Annotated in this window: 22 protein-coding genes and 2 pseudogenes; 13 read left to right on the top strand and 11 right to left on the bottom strand. The window is 64.3% G+C overall.

Going from position 1 to position 20750, the window contains the following annotated elements:
• The first annotated feature begins 27 nt into the window (after positions 1-27).
• From THIARS_RS12985 to THIARS_RS12935, 11 genes and pseudogenes are all read left to right on the top strand, one after another.
• Positions 28-399 carry an ArsR/SmtB family transcription factor gene (locus THIARS_RS12985; RefSeq protein ID WP_013106998.1) on the top strand — a complete coding sequence of 124 codons (372 nt, stop codon included), beginning with the start codon at positions 28-30 and terminating at the stop codon, positions 397-399.
• A gap of 4 nt (positions 400-403) precedes the next feature.
• Entirely contained in the window at positions 404-883 is a 480-nt protein-coding gene (locus tag THIARS_RS12980) for an arsenate reductase ArsC (RefSeq protein ID WP_013106999.1), read from the top strand.
• A gap of 78 nt (positions 884-961) precedes the next feature.
• Complete coding sequence (gene arsD, locus THIARS_RS12975; protein WP_094161284.1) at positions 962-1306, top strand: arsenite efflux transporter metallochaperone ArsD; 345 nt, start codon at positions 962-964, stop codon at positions 1304-1306.
• Between the two features lie 17 nt (positions 1307-1323).
• Complete coding sequence (arsA, locus tag THIARS_RS12970) at positions 1324-3102, top strand: arsenical pump-driving ATPase (RefSeq protein ID WP_094161283.1); 1779 nt, start codon at positions 1324-1326, stop codon at positions 3100-3102.
• Between the two features lies 1 nt (position 3103).
• Positions 3104-3421: pseudogene (locus THIARS_RS12965) on the top strand (arsenate reductase ArsC); the annotation flags it as partial.
• Entirely contained in the window at positions 3397-3561 is a 165-nt protein-coding gene (locus tag THIARS_RS12960) for an arsenic metallochaperone ArsD family protein (protein ID WP_425444249.1), read from the top strand. The pseudogene THIARS_RS12965 and the gene THIARS_RS12960, both read left to right, overlap by 25 nt.
• A 17-nt stretch (positions 3562-3578) precedes the next feature.
• A complete protein-coding gene (locus THIARS_RS19125; protein ID WP_141202418.1) occupies positions 3579-3983 on the top strand; it encodes an ArsA-related P-loop ATPase in 405 nt (134 codons plus the stop codon).
• A 10-nt stretch (positions 3984-3993) separates the two neighbouring features.
• Positions 3994-5418: an FAD-dependent oxidoreductase gene (locus THIARS_RS12950; protein ID WP_141202417.1), complete on the top strand. Its 1425-nt coding sequence runs from the start codon at positions 3994-3996 to the stop codon at positions 5416-5418.
• The gene (locus THIARS_RS12945; protein WP_031406964.1) at positions 5405-5887 is read left to right on the top strand and encodes a CBS domain-containing protein; all 483 of its coding nucleotides are present in this window, start codon (positions 5405-5407) and stop codon (positions 5885-5887) included. Before THIARS_RS12950 ends, THIARS_RS12945 begins: the two co-directional genes overlap by 14 nt.
• A 4-nt stretch (positions 5888-5891) precedes the next feature.
• Positions 5892-7178, top strand: coding sequence for an arsenic transporter (locus tag THIARS_RS12940; RefSeq protein WP_094161282.1), 1287 nt, complete (start codon positions 5892-5894; stop codon positions 7176-7178).
• Positions 7179-7549: 371 nt separating this feature from the next.
• Positions 7550-8163: pseudogene (locus THIARS_RS12935) on the top strand (transposase); the annotation flags it as partial.
• A 15-nt stretch (positions 8164-8178) separates the two neighbouring features.
• Here the strand turns inward: THIARS_RS12935 and THIARS_RS12930 are convergent.
• From THIARS_RS12930 to THIARS_RS12875, 11 genes are all read right to left on the bottom strand, one after another.
• The gene (locus THIARS_RS12930; protein ID WP_094161281.1) at positions 8179-9108 is read right to left on the bottom strand and encodes a Crp/Fnr family transcriptional regulator; all 930 of its coding nucleotides are present in this window, start codon (positions 9106-9108) and stop codon (positions 8179-8181) included.
• Complete coding sequence (locus tag THIARS_RS12925; protein ID WP_172978991.1) at positions 9075-9572, bottom strand: Rrf2 family transcriptional regulator; 498 nt, start codon at positions 9570-9572, stop codon at positions 9075-9077. The genes THIARS_RS12930 and THIARS_RS12925 overlap by 34 nt, the downstream gene beginning before the upstream one ends.
• Before the next feature lie 136 nt (positions 9573-9708).
• Positions 9709-11004, bottom strand: coding sequence for a molybdopterin molybdotransferase MoeA (gene moeA / locus THIARS_RS12920; RefSeq protein WP_094161279.1), 1296 nt, complete (start codon positions 11002-11004; stop codon positions 9709-9711).
• A 4-nt stretch (positions 11005-11008) separates the two neighbouring features.
• Positions 11009-12145, bottom strand: a complete 1137-nt coding sequence (gene moaA / locus THIARS_RS12915; protein WP_094161278.1) for a GTP 3',8-cyclase MoaA — start codon at positions 12143-12145, stop codon at positions 11009-11011.
• A 41-nt stretch (positions 12146-12186) separates the two neighbouring features.
• Positions 12187-12528, bottom strand: coding sequence for an ArsR/SmtB family transcription factor (locus THIARS_RS12910; RefSeq protein WP_031406935.1), 342 nt, complete (start codon positions 12526-12528; stop codon positions 12187-12189).
• Positions 12525-12821: a hypothetical protein gene (locus THIARS_RS12905; protein WP_013107011.1), complete on the bottom strand. Its 297-nt coding sequence runs from the start codon at positions 12819-12821 to the stop codon at positions 12525-12527. Before THIARS_RS12905 ends, THIARS_RS12910 begins: the two co-directional genes overlap by 4 nt.
• A gap of 28 nt (positions 12822-12849) precedes the next feature.
• Positions 12850-14055 (bottom strand): nitroreductase family protein, encoded by a 1206-nt coding sequence (locus THIARS_RS19185; RefSeq protein WP_342747710.1) that lies wholly within the window; start codon positions 14053-14055, stop codon positions 12850-12852.
• A gap of 37 nt (positions 14056-14092) precedes the next feature.
• Positions 14093-14449 carry an ArsR/SmtB family transcription factor gene (locus THIARS_RS12890; protein ID WP_013107014.1) on the bottom strand — a complete coding sequence of 119 codons (357 nt, stop codon included), beginning with the start codon at positions 14447-14449 and terminating at the stop codon, positions 14093-14095.
• 114 nt (positions 14450-14563) lie between these two features.
• Positions 14564-14875 carry a c-type cytochrome gene (locus tag THIARS_RS12885; protein WP_013107015.1) on the bottom strand — a complete coding sequence of 104 codons (312 nt, stop codon included), beginning with the start codon at positions 14873-14875 and terminating at the stop codon, positions 14564-14566.
• Between the two features lie 146 nt (positions 14876-15021).
• Positions 15022-17547, bottom strand: coding sequence for an arsenate reductase (azurin) large subunit (locus THIARS_RS12880; RefSeq protein WP_094161277.1), 2526 nt, complete (start codon positions 17545-17547; stop codon positions 15022-15024).
• Positions 17548-17574: 27 nt separating this feature from the next.
• Positions 17575-18114: an arsenate reductase (azurin) small subunit gene (locus THIARS_RS12875; protein ID WP_013107017.1), complete on the bottom strand. Its 540-nt coding sequence runs from the start codon at positions 18112-18114 to the stop codon at positions 17575-17577.
• 203 nt (positions 18115-18317) lie between these two features.
• Between THIARS_RS12875 and THIARS_RS12870 the strand changes: the two genes are divergently transcribed.
• Both THIARS_RS12870 and THIARS_RS12865 read left to right on the top strand, forming a co-directional pair.
• Positions 18318-19208: a substrate-binding domain-containing protein gene (locus THIARS_RS12870; RefSeq protein WP_013107018.1), complete on the top strand. Its 891-nt coding sequence runs from the start codon at positions 18318-18320 to the stop codon at positions 19206-19208.
• Positions 19205-20701 (top strand): sensor histidine kinase, encoded by a 1497-nt coding sequence (locus THIARS_RS12865; RefSeq protein ID WP_013107019.1) that lies wholly within the window; start codon positions 19205-19207, stop codon positions 20699-20701. The genes THIARS_RS12870 and THIARS_RS12865 overlap by 4 nt, the downstream gene beginning before the upstream one ends.
• Positions 20702-20750 lie beyond the last annotated feature (49 nt).

The following is a 20750-nucleotide window of genomic DNA, read 5'->3' as shown; positions in this document are numbered from 1 at the left end:
CTGCAATACACATTGTATAGTTGCACCATGGAAAAATCTGTTGCCATTCGAATTTTCGAGTCCCTGTCCTCAGGCATCCGGCTCGACATTTACCGCCTGCTGGTCAAGCGAGGCTTGGAAGGCATGGTTTCAGGGCAGATTGCCTCGGCACTCGACCTGCCGCCGAACAACACCTCGTTCCACCTCAAAGCAATGACGCAGACCGGCCTGCTTTCGGTCGAGCAGGAAGGTCGCTTCCAACGCTATCGGGCCAACATTCCGTTGATGCTGGATCTGATCGGCTATCTCACCGAGGAATGCTGCGCCGGTCATCCCGAACACTGTGTGGACCTTCGTGCCGCATCGCCATGCGCAGAGAGCGTGCTTCCTCCCCTTTCTTCAACGCCACAAGAGAGCTGACAACGTGAACATCCTGTTTTTGTGCACTGGTAACTCCTGCCGCTCCGTGCTGGCCGAAGCCACCTTCAACCACTTGGCCCCCGAGGGCTGGCACGCCATGAGCGCGGGCAGCCATCCAACCGGCCAGGTGCATCCACGCTCGCTGGCTTTGCTGGAACGTGAAGGCATTCCAACGGAAGGGCTCTTCAGCAAGTCGTGGGACAGCTTGCCTGTCACCCCCGACATCGTGATCACGGTGTGCGCCAGCGCCGCAGGCGAGACCTGCCCGGCCTATCTTGGCCCGGTTCTGCGCGCACATTGGGGTGTCGACGACCCGGCCAAGGCGACCGGATCCGAAGAACAAATCAATGCCGCATTTGCACACGCCTACCGCATCTTGCGTGCGCGCATCGAAGCCCTGCTGGCATCACCCATGGACAGTCTGCGCAAAGACCCCGCCGCGCTCAGGACGGAACTCGAACACATCGGCTTGCTGGCGCCTTGAAGCTGACGAGGCGATAACTCGGTCGCGAGGTATCGCCTTTTTCATGAGCAACATTGCAACTTGAGCAGGAGTATTGAAATGAAAAAGATTCAAGTCTATGACCCGGCCCTGTGCTGCAGCACAGGCGTGTGCGGTGTGGATGTCGATCAGGAACTGGTCCGCTTCTCGGCCGACGCCGATTGGGCCAAGCAAAACGGTGCGCAGATCGAGCGTTTCAATCTGGCCCGGCAACCGCTGGCATTCGCCGAAAACCCGACGGTCAAAGCATTCCTGGAACGCTCCGGCCAGGAAGCCCTGCCCCTGGTTCTGGTGGACGGTGCAGTGGCATTGGCGGGCCGCTACCCCAACCGTATGGAGCTGGCTCGCTGGGCAGGCATTTCACAACCGGCAGCAGAGTCGAAAGCCGCGCAAGGCTGCTGCTGAACGCGGGAAATACCGTCATGAAATTTCTCGAACTGCCGCCGCGCTTTTTCTTTTTCACCGGCAAAGGTGGCGTGGGCAAGACATCGCTGTCCTGCGCCACCGCCATGCACCTTGCCGGGCAAGGCAAACAGGTGCTGCTGGTCAGTACCGATCCGGCGTCCAACGTTGGCCAGGTGTTCGGCCAGGCCATCGGCAACACGATCACTCGCATCCATGGTGTGCCCGGCCTGTCGGCTCTCGAAATCGACCCGCAGCAAGCGGCGCAGCAGTACCGGGAGCGCATCGTCGGCCCGGTGCGCGGGACGCTGCCGGACGACATCGTCAACGGCATCGAGGAACAGCTCTCCGGCGCCTGCACCACCGAAATCGCCGCCTTTGACGAATTCACCGCGTTGCTCACCGACTCGGCCCTGACCGCTGACTACAACCACATCATTTTCGATACAGCCCCGACCGGCCACACCATCAGGCTGTTGCAATTGCCCGGCGCGTGGAGCGATTTCCTTGAAGCGGACAAGGGGGATGCATCCTGCCTCGGCCCATTGGCCGGACTGGGCAAGCAGCGCGCCCAATACAAGGCGGCAGTGGAGGCTTTGGCCGATGCCCAGCGCACCCGCCTGGTTCTGGTGGCCCGCGCCCAGCAAGCCACCTTGCGGGAGGTTGCACGCACCCATGCGGAACTCGCGGGTATTGGCCTGTCGCAGCAGTATCTGGTGATCAACGGCGTCCTGCCACCGGAAGAAGCCGCGCACGACCCTCTGGCCGCAGCCATCTGCACGCACGAACAGGCCGCACTGGACACGATCCCCGAGGTGCTCAAGGCCCTGCCCCGCGATCGGGTCGCGCTCAAGCCCTTCAACCTGGTCGGGCTGGATGCCTTGCGCCAGTTGCTGGCCACGACGGCCTCGCAAGCACCCAACGATGATGTAGCTCCAGTCGCGCTTGATGCGCCCAGTCTGTCCGAGCTGGTTGACGACATCGCCGAAGACGGCCGCGGTCTTGTGATGCTGATGGGCAAGGGCGGCGTGGGCAAGACCACCCTGGCCGCCGCCATCGCGGCCGAACTGGCCCATCGCGGCCTGCCGGTACACCTCACCACGTCCGACCCGGCCGCGCATCTGTCTGAGACCCTGAGCGGCGCGCTGGACAACCTCACGGTCAACCGGATCGACCCTCACATCGAAACCGAGCGCTACCGGCAGCATGTATTGGCCACCAAGGGCGCGCGGCTCGATGCGGAAGGCCGGGCGCTGCTGGACGAGGACCTGCGCTCGCCCTGCACCGAGGAAATCGCGGTGTTCCAGGCCTTCTCGCACATCATCCGCGAGGCTGGCAAGAAGTTCGTGGTGATGGACACGGCACCGACCGGCCACACCTTGCTGCTGCTCGACGCGACAGGCGCCTATCATCGAGAAATCGTCCGCCAGATGGCCGGCACCGGGCTGCACTACACCACCCCGATGATGCAGTTGCAGGACGCCGGGCAGACCAAGGTGCTGATCGTGACATTGGCCGAAACCACCCCGGTACTGGAAGCGGCAAACCTGCAAGCCGACCTGCGCCGCGCCGGGATCGAGCCCTGGGCCTGGATCATCAACAACAGCATCGCGGCCGCCGCGCCGAACTCGCTCTTGCTGCGTCAGCGTGCCAGCCACGAACTGCGGGAAATCGACGCCGTCGCGACCCGCCATGCCCGGCGCTACGCGGTCGTGCCACTGTTGAAAGAAGAGCCGGTCGGCGTCGATCGCCTGCTGGAACTGGCTCCCCGCCCCAGCCTCATCACCGAAAGAGCCTGACATGGCCGCAAAAATCTACAACGCCCTGTTCATCTGCAGCGGCAATTCCGCGCGCAGCATCATGGCAGAAGTCATCTTGAACCATCTCGGTCGAGATCGGTTCAAGGCGTACAGCGCGGGCAGTCGTCCTCGCGGCGAAGTGCATCCGCTCACGCTCGAAGTTCTCGCCGGTCAGCACTATGACCTTCGCGGCTTGCGCAGCAAGAGCTGGACGGAGTTTGCGGCGCCGGATGCGCCATCGATGGATTTCATTTTTACAGTCTGCAATCAGGCGGCTGGCGAAGCCTGTCCCGCATGGCCTNATTCCTGGAACGCTCCGGCCAGGAAGCCCTGCCCCTGGTTCTGGTGGACGGTGCAGTGGCATTGGCGGGCCGCTACCCCAACCGTATGGAGCTGGCTCGCTGGGCAGGCATTTCACAACCGGCAGCAGAGTCGAAAGCCGCGCAGGGCTGCTGCTGAACGCGGGAAATACCGTCATGAAATTTCTCGAACTGCCGCCGCGCTTTTTCTTTTTCACCGGCAAAGGTGGCGTGGGCAAGACATCGCTGTCCTGCGCCACCGCCATGCACCTTGCCGGGCAAGGCAAACAGGTGCTGCTGGTCAGTACCGATCCGGCGTCCAACGTTGGCCAGGTGTTCGGCCAGGCCATCGGCAACACGATCACTCGCATCCATGGTGTGCCCGGCCTGTCGGCTCTCGAAATCGACCCGCAGCAAGCGGCGNGGGATCGTGAGCGTCAACTCAAGGCCTTCGCCAACGTGCACTTTCAAATCGCCGCTCGCATCCGCCCGCTCCTCGCCCTGCCCATCGACAAGATCGACCGCATGTCGCTGCAAACCCAGTTGCGTGATCTGGGCCAACAACGCTCCGAATACCCATGAAGGGAGCAGAATGACGCGCCTCCTCGTCATCGGCGGCAGCGACGCGGGCATCAGCGCGGCGCTGCAGGCTCACGAGATCGATCCCCGAGCCGAGATATCCGTCCTGTTGGCCGACGAATACCCGAACTACAGCATCTGCGGCCTGCCCTTTTACCTCAGCGGCGAGACGCCGGATCACCGGCAGCTCGCCCATCGCACCGCGTTCGACGGCATCGACATCCTGACGAACCATCGGGCCGTATCGGTTCATCCAGCGACCCAGACGGTCGATGTCGTGCGCGGGGCGAACGGCCGTGCGGAGACGATGCGCTATGACCACCTGATCATCGCCACCGGTGCCGTCCCAGTCCGTCCCCAAGGGTTGCCCGGCCTCGATCTCCCCGGCGTTTATGGCCTGCATACCATGGGAGATGGTTTCGCTGTCCAGAGCCGTCTCATGGGCAGCGAAGCGCGTTCGGCCATCATCGTCGGCGCGGGTTATATCGGCGTCGAGATGGCCGACGCGCTGCGGCATCGGGGGGTCGATGTCACGCTCGTAAGCCATACCGATCCCGTGTTCCCAAGCATCGATCCGTCGTTCGGCAGACTGATCGGGGAGGAGTTGTCACGCCATGGCGTGCGGGTCGTAGCCGCTTGCACCGTCGAGCGCATCGAAGCCGCCGGCAACCGGCGCGGTCTTACGGTGTCGGGTTCGGGCGGGTTTGCCGCCACTGCCGATCTGGTGCTGGTCGCCACCGGCGTGCGCCCTGACACCACCCTTGCCGCCACGGCTGGGATTGCACTGGGGCCCTCGGGCGCCATCCGCGTCACGCAGCGCATGGAAACCACGATCCCCGGCATCGGGGCCGCAGGTGATTGCGTCGAGACCTGGCATCGGATACTCCAGCGGTCAGCCTACCTGCCACTCGGGACGACCGCGCACAAACAGGGCCGCGTGGCTGGCGAGAATGCGGTGGGCGGGGCGCGTCTGTTCGCGGGCTCGGTCGGCAGCCAGACCGTGAAGGTGTTCGAGTTGGCGATCGCACGGACGGGCTTGCGCGAAGCCGAGGCGCGCACGGCCGGCTTCGATCCCGTCACCATCGAGACTGAAACCTGGGATCACAAGGCCTACTACCCTGGAGCGCAGAAGCTCCGCATCCGGGTGACCGGTGATCGCCGCACTGGTCGTCTCCTCGGCGCGCAGATCCTCGGCCACTGGCGTTCGGAGGTGTCGAAACGCATCGACGTGTTCGCAGCAGCCCTGTTCCACGGCATGGGCGTCGAAGACTTGAACGATCTCGATCTCAGCTACACACCTCCGTTCAGCAGCCCCTGGGACCCGGTGCAGATGGGGGCGCAGGCCTGGATGAGCGCGGTGAAAACCGGTGCTGACAAGTCGTTCACCGCCGATCGACCCACAAATCTTGAGAAAGGAACACAGCATGAAAGTCCGTGACCTGATGACCCCGAACCCGATCCGGATCGCACCGGAGACGCCCGTGGCGGAGATCGCCCGCATCTTGATCGAGCACCGCATCAACGGCGTTCCGGTGACCGATGCCGAGGGACACCTGCTCGGCCTCGTGACCGAGGGCGACCTGGTGCATCGTGCGGCCGACGAGCGGTTGGAGCCGCGCGAATCGGTCTGGAAGGAGAACTTCTACCGCTCCGTGTTTCGCCGGCGTACGCCGGAGCCGGACAAGGCCGAGGGCCGCACGGCCGCGCAGGTCATGACGCGGGAAGTCCTCACCGTGGCACCCGAAGACCATGTCACCGTGGCCGCGCGTCTGCTGGTGGATCACAGCATCAAGTCCCTGCCGGTGATCGAGCACGAACGGCTGGTCGGCATGATCTCGCGCTTCGATCTGGTCAAGCGCCTGGCCAACAGCGGCCCGGATGCCTTCAACCCCATGCGCAAGAACTGAGCCGATGCTGATCGCACTGCTGATCTTCATCGCCACGCTCGTCTTGGTGATCTGGCAACCGCGCGGGCTGGGCATCGGCTGGAGCGCGACTTTCGGCGCCATTGCCGCCCTTCTGACCGGCGTGATTCATCTCGCCGATATTCCGGCGGTTTGGCACATCGTTTGGAACGCCACCATTACTTTCGTCGCCACCATCATCATCAGCCTGTTGCTCGATGAAGCCGGCTTTTTCGAGTGGGCGGCGCTGCGTGTGGCACGTTGGGGGCGCGGCAACGGGCGCGGACTCTTCGCCTTCCTGGTCCTGCTGGGCGCAGCCGTGGCGGCCTTGTTCGCCAATGACGGCGCAGCGCTGATTTTGACGCCGATCGTGATGGCGATGCTGCTGGCGCTCGGCTTCAGTCCGGCGGCAACGCTGGCTTTCGTCATGGCCGCCGGCTTCATCGCCGATACGTCCAGCCTGCCATTGATGGTGTCCAATCTGGTCAATATCGTCTCGGCCAATTTCTTCAACATCGGCTTCAACGCCTATGCCGCGATCATGGTCCCGGTGGATATCGCCGCGATCGCCGCCAGCTTGGTCGTGCTGCTGCTCTATTTCCGGCCCGGCATCCCCGCCCAATACGACATGGCGCAGCTCAAACAGCCGCATGAGGCCATCAACGATCCTGCCACGTTCCGCATCGGGTGGGTGGTGCTGGCGCTCCTGCTGCTCGGGTACTTTGGTCTTGAACCGCTGGGCGTGCCGGTCAGCGCCGTCGCGGTCTTCGGTGCGCTGCTTCTGCTCGGCGTGGCTGCGCGCGGCCATGTCATCAGCACCCGGAAGGTGTTGCGCGAGGCACCCTGGCAGATCGTCATTTTCTCGCTGGGGATGTATCTGGTGGTGTATGGGCTGCGCAACGCCGGGATCACTGGGTATCTGGCGGACCTGCTCAATGTTTTTGCGGGCCACGGCGTGTGGGGCGCGGCGTTCGGCACCGGGATTCTGACGGCATTCCTCTCCTCGGTGATGAACAACATGCCAACGGTCCTTGTGGGTGCGCTCTCCGTTGCTGCGACGAACGCCACCGGCCCGGTGCGCGAGGCCATGATCTATGCCAATGTCATCGGCTGTGATCTCGGCCCCAAGTTCACACCCATCGGCAGTCTGGCCACCTTGCTCTGGCTGCACGTGCTCGCGCGCAAGGGCATGACCATCGGTTGGGGGTATTACTTCAAGGTGGGTGTCCTGCTGACCGTGCCCGTCCTACTGATCACGCTGACCGCGCTCGCACTGCGTCTGAGTCTGGCTTGAAGCGTCCATCGCACGTGCCAGGATACGAAGCGGGTCCATGGCAACATGCGTTACACAGCCAGACCCGTTCTCATCATCGATCGGCGATGCCGAGAACAGTGGCATTGCCACGCGCGAAGCCTATTCCACGAAAGCCCGAAAATCGGGCAGCTCGAGTTGCGTTTGTGCCAGCTTGGCCGCCACTGCCGCTGCCTCATCCGCGGATAAACAGGCCACGATCAAGGATCCAGGGATCGACTCACGGTCTGCGACGGATGTCGCCTGCGCGTTCATGGCTGCATGACACCCCAGCAGGCCGTTGAAGAACTGGCGCGCCGCGCCTGGTTCGACGAGGATGGCTGGCAGCAGCGACCAGCGGGGAGAGGAAGAGAATGCGAGGAGCCGACGCGTACAACGAGGCGCTGTTCAGCACGTTGAAGCTGGAGGAGTTCGTGCCTCAGGCGCATCCGCTGCGCACGATCCGCCAGTGGAAGAACGAGACGCTGGCGAAGATAGACGCGAAGTTCTCGGTAATGTACGAGGCCGATGCGAAGGGCGGGCGCCCGAGCATCGCGCCGGAGAAGCTCATGCGTGCGATGCTGCTGCAGGTGTTGTACAGGAGCGCCAGCTCGCCGAGCAGATCTCCCACAACTTGCTGTTTCGCTGGTTTGTCGGGCTGTTGATCGAGGACACGGTGCGGAGCCACTCGGTGTTCAGCAAGAACTGCGATCGCCTGATCGAATTCGACGCTGTCACGGATCTATTCAACGCAACGGTGGAGATGGCCCAGGGGCCCGGGCTGCTGTCGGGCGAGCACTTCGGCGTGGACGACACGCTGATCCACGCGTGGGCCAGCCACAAGAGCGTGCGGCGCAAGGATGGCAGCGATGACGACAGGCCGCCCGAGGACTGGCACGGCGAGTCGCGCAGCCACGCCACGCATGCCTCGACGAGCGACCCTGAGAGCAGGCTGTATCGCAAGAGCAGCGCCTGCGCTGCCGAGCTATCTGGGAAAAGGAAATCAAGGCAGCCGCCGATTCTGCATGGACGCATGATCCATGCCGACAAATTGACCGCCGGACCGGCGGTGAGGAACGGTGGACGGAGATGATGCCTGCGTGGCCGGGGCAGACCCCGCTTCAGCTTGTAGCCTCTTGGCGCCAGGTACGATACCCGCGCGACGCTGCCGGGCCGAAAGCGGCTTCCGGACCTGCACATAGGCCACGAGCGCGTCGCGTTCGATGGCGTAGCGGCCGAGCCCCAGTCGCACGAGCCAACCGCGTTGCCTGAGCCGAGACAACGCTCTGCTGGCCGACTCCATCGCCACGCCGAGCAGGGCGGCCAGATCGTCCAGCTTGGGCAGCAACAGCGTTTCACCCGATGGCGCGTCCGTCAGCGCCAAGATCAATTGCGCCATCCGCGGTGTCACGGGACGCTGGCCCCCATAGAGACAGGACCCATCGTCCGCCTGCTGCAGGGCACGATGCCAATGCTCCAGCAGCATGTCCAGGTCCGAACCGCACCGCCCTGCGTCCTCGTTCTGGAGCAATGTGATGGGGATGCGGCAGACCCGCACGGTTTTGACGGGTGAAGCCCGATGCAGGAAGGGCTGGGTGACCAGACTCTCCAATCCGATCACGTCCCCGCGTTTGGCGATGCGGGAAATCCGGCGCTGGCCGTCGGGTTCGATGCAAGCCAGCGTGACGAGATGGGTGCGGATCACGTAAACATGGTCGCCGCGCAGCCCAGGCTCGTAGAGCGCTTGCCGGGGGCCATACTCCACGTCGTCAATATTCTCGGCAACGGCGCCCAGATCCTCCAGGGGCCAATGCTTGAAGACGCACTGTGCGCGAATCGCGCATTGGTGGCATTGGGCGCGGCCCTTGCGGACGCCCTCGCCCTTGTGCTGCCGGCTCGTCACGTTCGCGCTCCCGGTTGACTTGCGGCGCATGGGCGATGCCTTGGTGCTTCCCGCTGGAACGCATGGGAGCGTGCGTTCCCACAGCCTGGCATGCCCAGAGCAAGATCCTGCAGCGTGATCGCTTGTAAAAACTCCATACTGCAACGATTCAAGGCCGTCTCGAGTGCCCGCAATGCGGTGGCCTCCAGGCTGGCCCGGTTCCGCGCTCCGATCAGCTGGCCACGGGCGGGCCCGCCTGGCCCTTGTTGGCTCGCCAGAACGATATCCGCCGCGGTGATCCAACGTGGCGCGCGTGCCAGCCCATAACAATCATCAGGGGCGGACTTGCAGCGCAGCAGTCCTGCGTCCATCAAGCGCTCGAACAAGGTTTTCAGGGTGGACGGGGCCATCTGCAGCGCCGCTCCGAGATCCCGCACGCTGGCGGACCCACTGCGCGCCCTGGCCAGGGCCAACATCACCTCGAGTACAAGCTGTTCCTGATGGGTCGGTTTCATGCATCGCCTCCGCATGTTTGCCCCAGGACCCGGTCGACGCGCGATCTTGTCTGCGGGAAACCATCTTGCCTCGCCCACAGCCAAAAGGACACCGATTCCACGAGAAGCTGGCCACAACGCGTTTGCAAGATTCGCATCACACCAGCCCCTCGAACGGCAAAAAATCCACCAACTCGCCGGCCTGCACGCTGCCCTGTTCGTGGTGCAGCACGATGAAGCCGTCGGCCCGGCTCATGGAGCGCAGGATGCCGGAGCCCTGGTCGCCGGTGGTGCGCGTGGCCAGGCGCCCGTCGGGCAGACGTTCGAGCACGGCGCGCTGGTATTCGGTGCGCCCGGGACGCTTGCGCAACGTGGTCTGCGCGACCACGCTCAGCAGCGGCAGGGGCTGCATCTGCGCCCCCATCATGTGCAAGAGGGCCTCGCGCACGAAGTGGTAGAAGGTCACCATCACGGCCACCGGGTTGCCGGGCAGGCCGAACAGCATGGCGCCGTGGCCCGCGCTTTCGATGCGGCCGAAGGCCATGGGCCGGCCTGGGCGCATGGCGATGCGCCAGAACACCACGTCGCCCAGCGAGGCCATGACCGCACGCATATGGTCGGCTTCGCCCACGCTGACGCCGCCGGAGGTGATGACGGCGTCGGCGTTTTCGCAGGCCTGGCGCAGCGCCGTTTCGAGCGCGGCGGGGTCGTCACGCACCACGCCCAGGTCCAGCACCTCGCAGCCCAGGCGGGTGAGCATGGCCCAAAGGGTGTAGCGATTGCTGTCGTACACGCTGCCTTGCGCGGGTGGCTCGCCCAGGCTGCGCAGTTCATCCCCAGTGGACATGAAGGCCACGCGCAGCTTGCGCCACACCATTACTTCAGGTAAGCCGAGCGATGCAACCAGCCCGATATCGGCCGGGCGCAGCAGCTTGCCCACAGCCAGTGCGGGTTGACCGGCGCGCAGGTCTTCACCACGCTGGCGGGCGTTGTCGCCTGGCTTGAGCACGCCTGCAGGGATGTGCACGACGTCGCCTTCCAAGCGCACGAATTCCTGCGGCACGACGGTGTCGCAGCCTTCGGGCATGACGGCGCCGGTCATGATGCGCACGCAGGCGCCGCTCGGCACGGCGCCGGTGTAGGCATGGCCGGCCAAACCTTTGCCGACAACTGTGGGCGCCGCCGCGCCGCCGGCCGCCAGATCGGCGCCGCGCAGCGCGTAGCCGTCCATGCCGGCGTTGTCGTGCGAGGGCACGTCGAACGGAGCGATGACGTCTGCGGCGAGCACGCGCCCGAGCGCGGCGCGAATATCGACGCGCTCGGCGGTGCGCACGGAGCGTACAAAACAGGCGATGATGTCCTGCACCTGATCGACGCGCAGGGCGTCGGGGTCGTAGCTGCCGACGCAACAGACGACGGCGGCGAGATCAGGAAACGTCAGGCTTGCGGACATGCGCTCACCCTCCGATGGCAAACATCTCGGGCTTGCGCACGGCCTGCAGCAAGCCTGCGCCATCAAACCCGCGCAACTCGGAATAGCGATCGTCACGCCGGCTCCAGACTTGGGCGAGGGCGGCCTGCAAGTCGGCGTCGCTCGCCTGTTGTATGCCCTGCTGCGCGTCGCCGCGCAGCAGGGCGCGCAGGTCGTGGCCGTGGCTGGCGAAGAGGCAAAGGTAGAGCTTGCCTTCCATCGACAAGCGGGCGCGGTTGCAGTCGTGGCAAAAGGCCTGGGTGACGCTGGAGATGGCGCCAATTTCAAGGCTGCCGTCGTCCAGCAGCCAGCGCTCGGCGGTTTCGCCCAGCACGGTGGGGTCGAGCGCGTGCAGCGGGTGGCGCTGGGCAATGCGCGCCAGCAACTCGGCCGAGGGCAGCACCTGATCCATGCGCCAGCCGTTGGTGTTGCCCACGTCCATGAATTCGATGAAGCGCAGCACGACGCCGCTGCCGCGGAAATGCTCGATCATGGGCAGAATCTGGTCGTCGTTCACACCGCGCTGCACCACCATGTTCACCTTCACCGGATGCAGTCCGGCGGCCTGCGCCGCGGCGATGCCTTCCAGCACGGTTTGCACCGGAAAGTCCATATCGTTCATGCGGCGGAAGACGGCGTCGTCAATGGCGTCCAGGCTCACGGTCACGCGGTGCAAACCGGCCCGCGCCAGTGCTTCGGCCTTGCGCGCGAGGATGGAGGCGTTGGTGGTCATGGTCAGTTCCACCGGCTCGCCGTCCGGCGTGCGGATGGCGGCGAGCATGGCCACCAGGTCCTCCACGCCCTTGCGCAGCAGCGGCTCACCGCCGGTGATGCGCAGCTTGCGCACGCCCAAGCCGACGAACACGCGCGCCAGGCGCTCGATTTCCTCGAAGCGCAGCAGATCGGCGTGGCGCAGGAATTCGTAATGCGCGTCGAACACCTCTTTGGGCATGCAATAGGTGCAGCGGAAATTGCAGCGATCGGTGATGGAGATGCGCAGATCGTGCAGCGGCCGGCCCAACTTGTCGGCCAGCAGCGCACCGGGCGCGTGGGAGTGCGCGGGAACGGCCGGCACGCTGGAGGCGTAGCGGTGATCGACGATGGGAATGGTTCGCTCGGACATACAGGGGCTGAGGGCGGGATGGATGCAGCGCGTGCGGCATCTCAGTTGACGATGCAGACTGCTGCGCACAAGGCGTCGGCCAGTGTGCTGCTCAGGCGGTACGTGACCTGTCGCCCGCTACGCTCGCGGCGCACGATGCCGGCCTGTCTGAGCAGGCGCAGATGGCCCGAGATATTGGGTTGGGAACTGTCGATGCAGTCAACCAGTCCATGCACGGTCTGGTCGCCGTGGCGCAACTGGCAGACGATCTGCAACCGCGTCGGGCAGGCGAGTGCGGCGAAGAGTTCGGCGGCCTCCTGGAACACCGCCTCCAGTGCGTCACCTTCTTGGGCCTGGTCGGTCGTCGCGAGGGTGTTGGCAAAAATCTGCGGGGCGTGCGTCACTCGAGCAATCCATGCTGGTAGTGCGGGGCGAAACCCTCATGCCAGGCTTCGCCGAGCTCGGAACTGAAGTAGTCCACAAGGCGATAGCTCATCGGTGTGGGCTCGTCCATGAGTGCCCGATAGACGGCAACGCCGTCCTCGGGATGCAAATCACGGTGCGCGCGCGCTGCCGCTTCGACATAGCCTTGGGAGCCGATGGCCAGCATCATGCTGCGCTGCTCCGGCTCGCCGCGGTGAAAACTCTGGGCGAAATACACGACTTGGTGGGTGGTTTTTCGGGGCGATGTCTGCATCGAAATCTCCGTGCGTCGACTGAAAGTTTCACAACGTCTCGACGAAATCGACAGGCGACGGGCGCACCCGGCTGGTCTTGGCTTTGGCCACCGTGCCGACAGCGATGAAGCAAACCGCTTGTTCGTTGTCGGCAAGCCTGAACAAGTCGCGCAAGGCTCTCGACTCCATCGCCTGCCCGCTGACCAGCCCGGCGCCGAAGCCATGGGCGTGCGCCAGCAGCAGCATGTTTTGCAGTGCACAGCCGAGCGAGACCAGGCGCTCGCGCGGCGGGATCTCGGGGCTGGCATCGTCGTGCGGGCGGGCGATGGCCAGCGCCAGGAAGGGCGCGCGCGCAGCCTTGGCCCGTGCCTCGGAGCGTTGCTGCGCGGTGGCGTCGGGGTCGCGTTCGAGCAGGGCTTGCACGAACGCCTCGCCGAGCCGCTGGCGCCCGGCGTCCGAGACATGCACGAAGCGCCAGGGCAGGATCAAACCGTGGTCGGGCGCCTGTGCAGCGGCGGTGAAGAGTTCGCGAACCTGCCCGGCATCTGGGCCGGGTTCGCCCAGCCGCTTGGGTGAGGTCTGCTGGCGTTTGCGCACGAGCTCGCAAATGAGTTCGGCGTAGTCGATCGGTTCCGCGAGAGTCATGGCGTTGGACATAGGAAAGTCAAAATATGCCGAGGGCAGCTCGATCGAGTTGGTCCCCGGTTCGGCCGGCGTCGGCACCTGGCCCCAGGTGCCGACGTGGCCGTGCAGCACCGCATTGACCAGCATCTGCTCGGCACCGGGTTTGCCCGCGTATTTCTCGGCCACGGCCTCGTACGCGGGGCCGACGACCTTGTGATCGGCGGTATGGCAGGTCAGGCAGTTCTTCCGCCGGGCCAGGGTCAGCATGGCCGAAGCGCTGGTGCCGCCCACAGGTGCGTGGGCGGTGGCCGGTGTCTTGGCCTGGGCGTTCGGTGTCGGCGCTGCCGCGGAGAGCGAGGCGGCGTTCCACTTTTCGGCCATTCGAGGGCCGGATGCGACCACGAGTTGTGCCACTGGTGCAATGCGCCGAACGATGGCGCGGGTGGACATCGGCGACGAATCCGGGTTTGGTCCCACTGTGTTGGACAGGTAGGAAGCGATCAGAAGCAGGACGATCACGGGCAGCGCGAAGCTCGCCGGGATGATCAGGAGCAGCTTGCGCAGGGTCGCCCCGAACGGCAGTTCGTGCGTGGGTGTGGGTTTGGAGCGCGAGGCTGGTGGGGTATGCATGGCGGTGAGGTCTGATCAAGTGCTGTTGCACGCGCCCTCAATGGCCTGGGCAAACGATCTTGCACAGATCGGCCACGAAGGTGTTGCGGATGCGGTACGTCACCGACTGACCGCTCCTCGACCGATCCACAATGCCGATCTGGTGCAGTTGGCGCAAATGCAGGGACGTGTTGGGCTGGCTGCTGCCGATCCGGTTGGCAATCTGCTGCACGTTCATGTCCTGCTCGCGCAGGTGGCAGACGATGCTCAATCGCATCGGGGATGACAGCGCGGCGAACAGTTCGGCGGCCGCCTCGAAGACGGCGGCGACGTCGTCCTCGTCCGTGCTACGGAGCTTGCCGGTGGCTCGTGCGCGACGGTCAGCGCCACTGGAAAAAGGAAGTTCGTGGTGCATGGTTTCCGGGGGTGGAATGAAGGGAACTCCCTGCGAGGTTGCGGGCTTGGATCATGCCAGCCGGAGGCGCCATGGGGTGACGCCACCGGCCGTTCCGTTTTCTGTCCTGCTGCTTTATTTCAGGCTCAGGATCCATGCCACCAATTGCTTGGCCTGCGCCGGGGTGACATCGGTGTTGGCCGGCATCGGCACCTGACCCCAGGTGCCGACATGGCCGTGCAGCACGGCGTTGACCAGCATCTGTTCGGCACCGGGCTTGCCCGCGTATTTTTCGGCCACGGCCTTGTAGGCGGGGCCGACGATCTTGGCGTCCACTGCATGGCAGGCCAGGCAGTTCTTCTGCTTGGCCAGAGCCAGCATGTCAGGGGCGGCCCAGGCCTGGGCTGCGAACAGGGCCAGAGATGTGCACAAAAAGAACTTTTTCATCGTGATTCTCGGTTGATGGGTTGACATGGAATGCACCTCCTCCCGCATTCAAAAAAAGGGCCCCAGCGTAGGAGCCCAAGGAACTGCCGCCCGAGGAGGACAGCGGTTCTCCCGAGGCCGCCGTGGCCTGGGAGAATTGGAACGATTCAAACCCCGTACATGCGGCTCTTGGTCGAGACGGTGCGTTGCCAGTCCGGCATCGAGCCGACGCGGCGAATGTCGGCCCAGGTTCCCTTGTGATATTCGAGGAAATGCACATCTGTGGCGGTGGTCACCACGGAACCCACGACACCTTTGGGAGCGCCGAAGACGACGAAGGACTGGTTGGGCTTGATGGTCGGCTCCGGGTAGGCCATGGCCATCGTGGTGCCGTAGTCGTTGTAGATTTCGACCACATCGGTCGGCTTGACGCCGAGGGTCGCCATATCCGCAGGATTCATCTGGATCACCGCCATCGGGTAACGGTCCATGATGAAGGGGTCGTATTGGTTGTTGTACCAAGACTGCCAGACTTCGTTGAACCGGCCGTTGTTGATCCAGAATTTGTACTTGGCCTTGACCTCGGCTGCCTGTTTGAGCCAACCATCCCACTTCGCTGGAAAGACCTGGATCTTGCCATTGGGCGTGTCGAACTTGTCGTCGGGATAAAGCGTCGGCGAACCCAGCAGCTTGTCTCCATCAACCTGCTTGATCGGCATCTGCACGCCGTTGTTGCCAGCTTTGCGCAGCAGTGCATACGTGGCCATGTAGCCCGTGGCGTAACCCTCGCTGTCGATTTTGGGCGCGCCCGGTCGACCGACCTGGCGGAATCCATCATTGAAGGCATCTTCTGGGGTTGTCCACTCGAAACCTTCGAAGCGCTTGGCCATCTTGGCATTGCCTTCGGCCTCGTACATCACGCGAATGGTGTTGGCGATACGCGCGGCGGTCAGACAGTCGGGCAAGGCTTCGCCTGGGGGATCGATGAACTTCTCGGACATGCGCAGGCGGCGCTCACCGTTCATCGAGGTGTGGTTCATTTCTCCCGGCAGAGCACCCGGAAACATCACATGGGCCGCCTCGGCAATCATCGTGGGGTAGATATCCATCATCCCGACAAACAACCCGCCCTTTTGCGTTGCCTTGTAGATGACGTCCACCATCTCCTTGGGCGTGGCGCCACGGGCCTGGCCCATGGCCTGTTTGACGATCTGACTGCGGCGAATGACGGCTTCGCGCAGAGCCTGGGCATTGTTGGTGGTCTGGAATGTGTTGCACGCCCAGAACGTCATCATCTTGCCCTTGCCATTGATGAGGTAGGTATCAACCTCGATCAACTTGTCATGGCGCGGAATGGGAAAGTCGGCGGCCGGATAGCGGGACTTGGGTTCCGGATATGGGGGCCGTGTGTAACCTTCCTGGTGACCGCCCATGCGCACCCAGCCTGTCCCACGTCGGCTGCCCACATTGTGCGTGGCCACGACAACGGCACCGATGGCTTGTTCAGTGACGTAGTTGTTGTTGCCCCAGATGATGCCTTTCTCGAAGGCATGCATGGTGCGTGGCTGCTTACCCGGAGCCTTGGGTTTGTAGCTCCACTCCGCAGCCTGCTTGATCTGCGCCACCGGAACGCCGGTGATGCGACTGCACTCGTCCAACGACATGGCGTTGGCCTTGACGGCGGCCTCGAAACCTTCCGTATGCTTGGCGATGAAGTCCTTGTTGATCCAGCCTTGATCGACGATGTAGGTCAACAAGCCATTGAACAGGGCGCCATCGCTGCCAGGATTGATCGCCAAGTGCAGAACCTGATCCTTGGCCAGATCCTCACAAATCGAAATCGACGGATTGCGACGCGGGTCGACGAAGATGAATTTGCCCGGACCGACCGGTTCGCCGGGGAACATTTTCTTCTTCTTGTCCACCGTGCCGCCCTGCAGATTGGGCAGCCAGTGCACGAGGAAGTAGTTGGTCTGGTTCTCGTAGGGGTTGTTGCCGATCGACCAGATCACGTCGGCGAGTTCGGCGTCTTCGTAGCTGTTGTTGAGCTCGAATATGCCCATGTCACGGTTGCCGAAGCATTCGGAGTTGTACGCCGGACGGTTATGGATGCGTACCGTCGGGGTCTGGATACCGGTGAAGATCAGCTTGCCGGTGCCCCAGGTGTTCTCGAAACCTCCACCGGCGCCCCCGTGATCAAACATGGCCACAGCGATTTCGTCTGGACCATCTTCGTCCAGAATTTTTTTGACCATGCCACTATAAACTTGGAGGGCGTAGTCCCAGGAGGTGTCCATCCACTGGTCACCATAGTAGACACGGGGGTGAAGCAGACGCTCTTTGGTGAGGCCATCTGCGTTGTAGAAGTAGGACGCCATTTTGCCCCCGCGGGTTGAGCTCAGCCCCTGGTTGACGACGCAGGCCTTGTCAGGCACGATCATGACGGCTTTACGCTTGCCGTTCTTGTCGGTCAGGACATTGGTCATCGCCGGGGTCATGATGGTGGCGAAGGGCGGAAGCTGCTTGCGAAAATCAAGCCCCAGCGCGTTCTGGTGGGGCGCTCGCCCGCCCTCGCGGTCGGCATCCCAGGTGTAGGCGTGGTAGCCACAGCCCACGATGCAGAAATGGCAGGTCAAATTGGTTTTTTGCGCATCTGCCGGCGGCAGCGCGACACGATCCTTGAATTGCGACATGGTGTTCGTCTCCTGACGGTGATGGGCTTACAGCACGTTGGCCTGGCGGCCGTAGATCAGGCCGGTGACGGCCACGGCGCGAACACTGTCGGAGGCCGGGTCGTACTCGAGTTGGATTTGCGGCAGATCTTCGGTCGCCTGGCCGCAGATCATCTGACCCGACTTCTCGGGATCGAACATGCTGTAGTGACAGGGGCACTTGAAACGCTGCGTGGCCGGGTCGTACATCAAGGGGCAGCCCATGTGGGTGCAAAGATTGCTGTAAGCGACGATGTCGCCGTCCGGGCCAACACCGCCGGCCACGCGCTGGCCCATCTTGATCGCCACACAGGGCGAATCGGCGTCCGGGTAGCTGAACGACACCGGGGTGTTGGCCTGCATCGCCTTGGCCTTGCCCACCGCGGTTTTCGGGTAGGGCAGCACAGCCATGCCGGCTGCCGCCTGAATCGCAGCTTGGTCACCGCCTGCGGCCATTGCGGAGCCGACCGGGCTGACGGCAGCGCCCACGCCTGCTACGCTGGTTCCGGCGACTTTGAGAAAAATGCGACGCGATACTTTTTCGGTCATGATGCCTCCTCGGGGTTGTTGTGAAACGCTCAATCGCGCTTCATGCTTTTGCAATGGACGTGCCAGCTTCGACCCGAGCGCCGTGATCGTGCCGAATCAAGCACTTGCGTCTCACGGCGACGGCGCGCACCGCCAATGGCGTTACCGCCGGGTAACGCGCCAGTTCGTGAGCGTTTCGTTTTCGTAACGCAGAGGACGCCACCATGCACCGCCGAACCCTTCTCGCCGCCGCGACCTGCAGCGCCGTATCCAGCGCTTTCGGGCAAAGTCCTGCGCGTAGCGGCAAGCCGCCGTTCCGCTTCGGCGTGACCGACGTGTTCCTGCACGACGGCGCGATCCACCTCTGGCAGCAGTTCCTGCAGGTGCAGCTCGGCGGGCCGGTGCAGATCATCCAGAAGTCGAGCTACCAGGAAGCCCTGGAAGCGCTGCGCTCGGACGAAATGGAGGCGGCATGGATTTGCGGATTTCCCTATGTCGTGGCCAAGGGTTTCGTGCGGCTGTGCGCACAGCCCGGCTGGCACGGGCAGCCTTGGTACCAGAGCTACCTCATCGCTGCGGCGCGGCGCACCCAGGCGCACTCGATCCGCGACCTGCGCGGCGACGTGTTTGCGTTCGACGATCCGCTGTCCAACTCGGGTTATCTGGTGCCGGTGGTGGCGCTGCGCGCGCTCGGCCAGACGCCGCAAAGCTTTTTCCGCGGCACCTTCTACACCTACTCGCTGCACAAGGTGGTGGAGGCGGTGGGAAGCGGCCTGGCCGATTCGGGCACGGTCGACGGCTACATCTGGGAGGTGCTCAACCGGCGCCAATCGCAGGCGGCGTTGAAAACGCGCATCGTCGCCAAATCGCAGCGCTACGGCTTTCCGCCCATCGTCACGCGCAAGAACCTCGTTCCCATGCTACACATGCGCCTGCAGCATGCCTTGCTCTCGGCCAAGGACGACGCGCAAGGCCGGGCCTTGCTGCGCAGTCTGGATCTGGAAGACTTCCTCGCGCCGCAGGAAAGCTGGTTCGGCGGCATCGCCGAGCTCGCGGCGATTCTCGACGGCACGCATCCGCCGATTCCCCTTTCCGCCATTTACGAAACCGCATGAACGCGGCATCACACGACCTCGCGATCGCACTCGACACGGCGCAGCGCCCGGACGCGGTGCCTCGGCAGGAGCGCGCCACCTGGAAAGGCGCCCTGCTACTGCGCCTGCCCTTGATCGCGGCAACCCTGGTCGCCCTCACCGCGCTGCTGATGGCCGCGGGGCTGGGTCTGCTGACGCGGCAGTATCTAATCGAGGACGTCGACGCCGGCGCGTTCCAGGCCATGGCAGCGTGGAACAAGAGTCTGCCAACCTTGATTCAACAAGACAACGTCTGGGCCGCCTACGAGGCGCTGACCTCCGTCGCCGGCGACCAGGTCGATTCGCCGCCGCACAGCGCCTCGATAGCGGTGCTCATCGGCCCTGGCGGGCGGGTGTTCGCCAGCTCCGACCCCACGCTGTTCCCCACGGCCAGGCCGCCGGTGTGGACACCCCTGTGGGCACCGGGTTCGCTGCAGGTCAGTTCGCCCTTGAGCGTGGCAAGCACCCATCCGGGGCTGTCGCCCCCGATCCAAAGCGGCAACTGGCGCATTTACGTCAGTGCCCTGCGCGCCGATTCGGACGCGGGGGTCGGCACCCTGGTCTATGCGGTGAGCGACGCCCTGTACCGCCAGCGCCTGCGCTCGATGACCCGCTGGATCACCGCGATCACCCTCTTGGCCGTGGCCGTGTTCGTGCCCATCGTGTGGATGCTCACCCGTCGCATGCTCGCCCCGCTGGTGCGCCTGCAGGAATCGATGCGCCGCAACGGCGACGACACCCGCCGCATCAGCGCCGAACTCGCGGCCCGGCGCGACGAAGTGGGCGCGCTCGCCGCAGCCTTCGCACGGCTGCTGGAGCAAGCAGAACGCGCCCAGCGCGCGGAAAAACTCGCCGCCGTGGGGGCGCTGGCCGCTGCGACCGCGCACGAGATCAACAACCCGCTCGGCGGCATGCTCAATGCCCTGCACACGGCGCAACGCTTCGGCCAGTACGACGACACGACGCGCCAGACACTCGACCTGCTCGACCGCGGGTTGGAGCAATTGCGCAACACCGCCCAGGCGCTGCTGGCGCAGACCCGGCCGGCCGAGCGCGATCTGGCCCGGCAGGACTTTCATGATCTGGTCGAACTGATCGGCCCTTGCCAGCATGAGCGCGGGATCGAACTGCAGACCCGGTTCGACATTCCCGTGCGCATCCCCGTGGCCGCCGGCCCGGTGCGCCAGGCCACGCTCAACATCCTGCTCAACGCCTGCCACGCCGCCGAGCCCGGCTCGACCCTCGAACTCGAGGTCGACATGCTGGGCGATGCCCTGCGCGTGCAGGTGCGCAACCGCGGCACCGCGCCGTCCGCCGCCTTGCTCTCGGACATTGCGCCGACGAGCTTCCCGGAAGGATCGGGTTTCGGCCTGTGGGAAAGCCGCCGCCTGCTGAGCGACGTCGGCGGCACGCTCAAGCTTGCCCACACCGGCGGCGTCACCACCGCGACCATCGACATCCCCCTGCGGCGATGATTACGAACATCCGGATATACGATAGTCGCATAGCGCCCGGCCATGAACT

This window comes from Thiomonas delicata (assembly GCF_900088825.1).
GTDB classification, from domain to species: domain Bacteria; phylum Pseudomonadota; class Gammaproteobacteria; order Burkholderiales; family Burkholderiaceae_C; genus Thiomonas_A; species Thiomonas_A delicata.
Note: the sequence above shows the minus strand (reverse complement) of the source record. Positions and strands in the feature narration are given on the sequence as shown.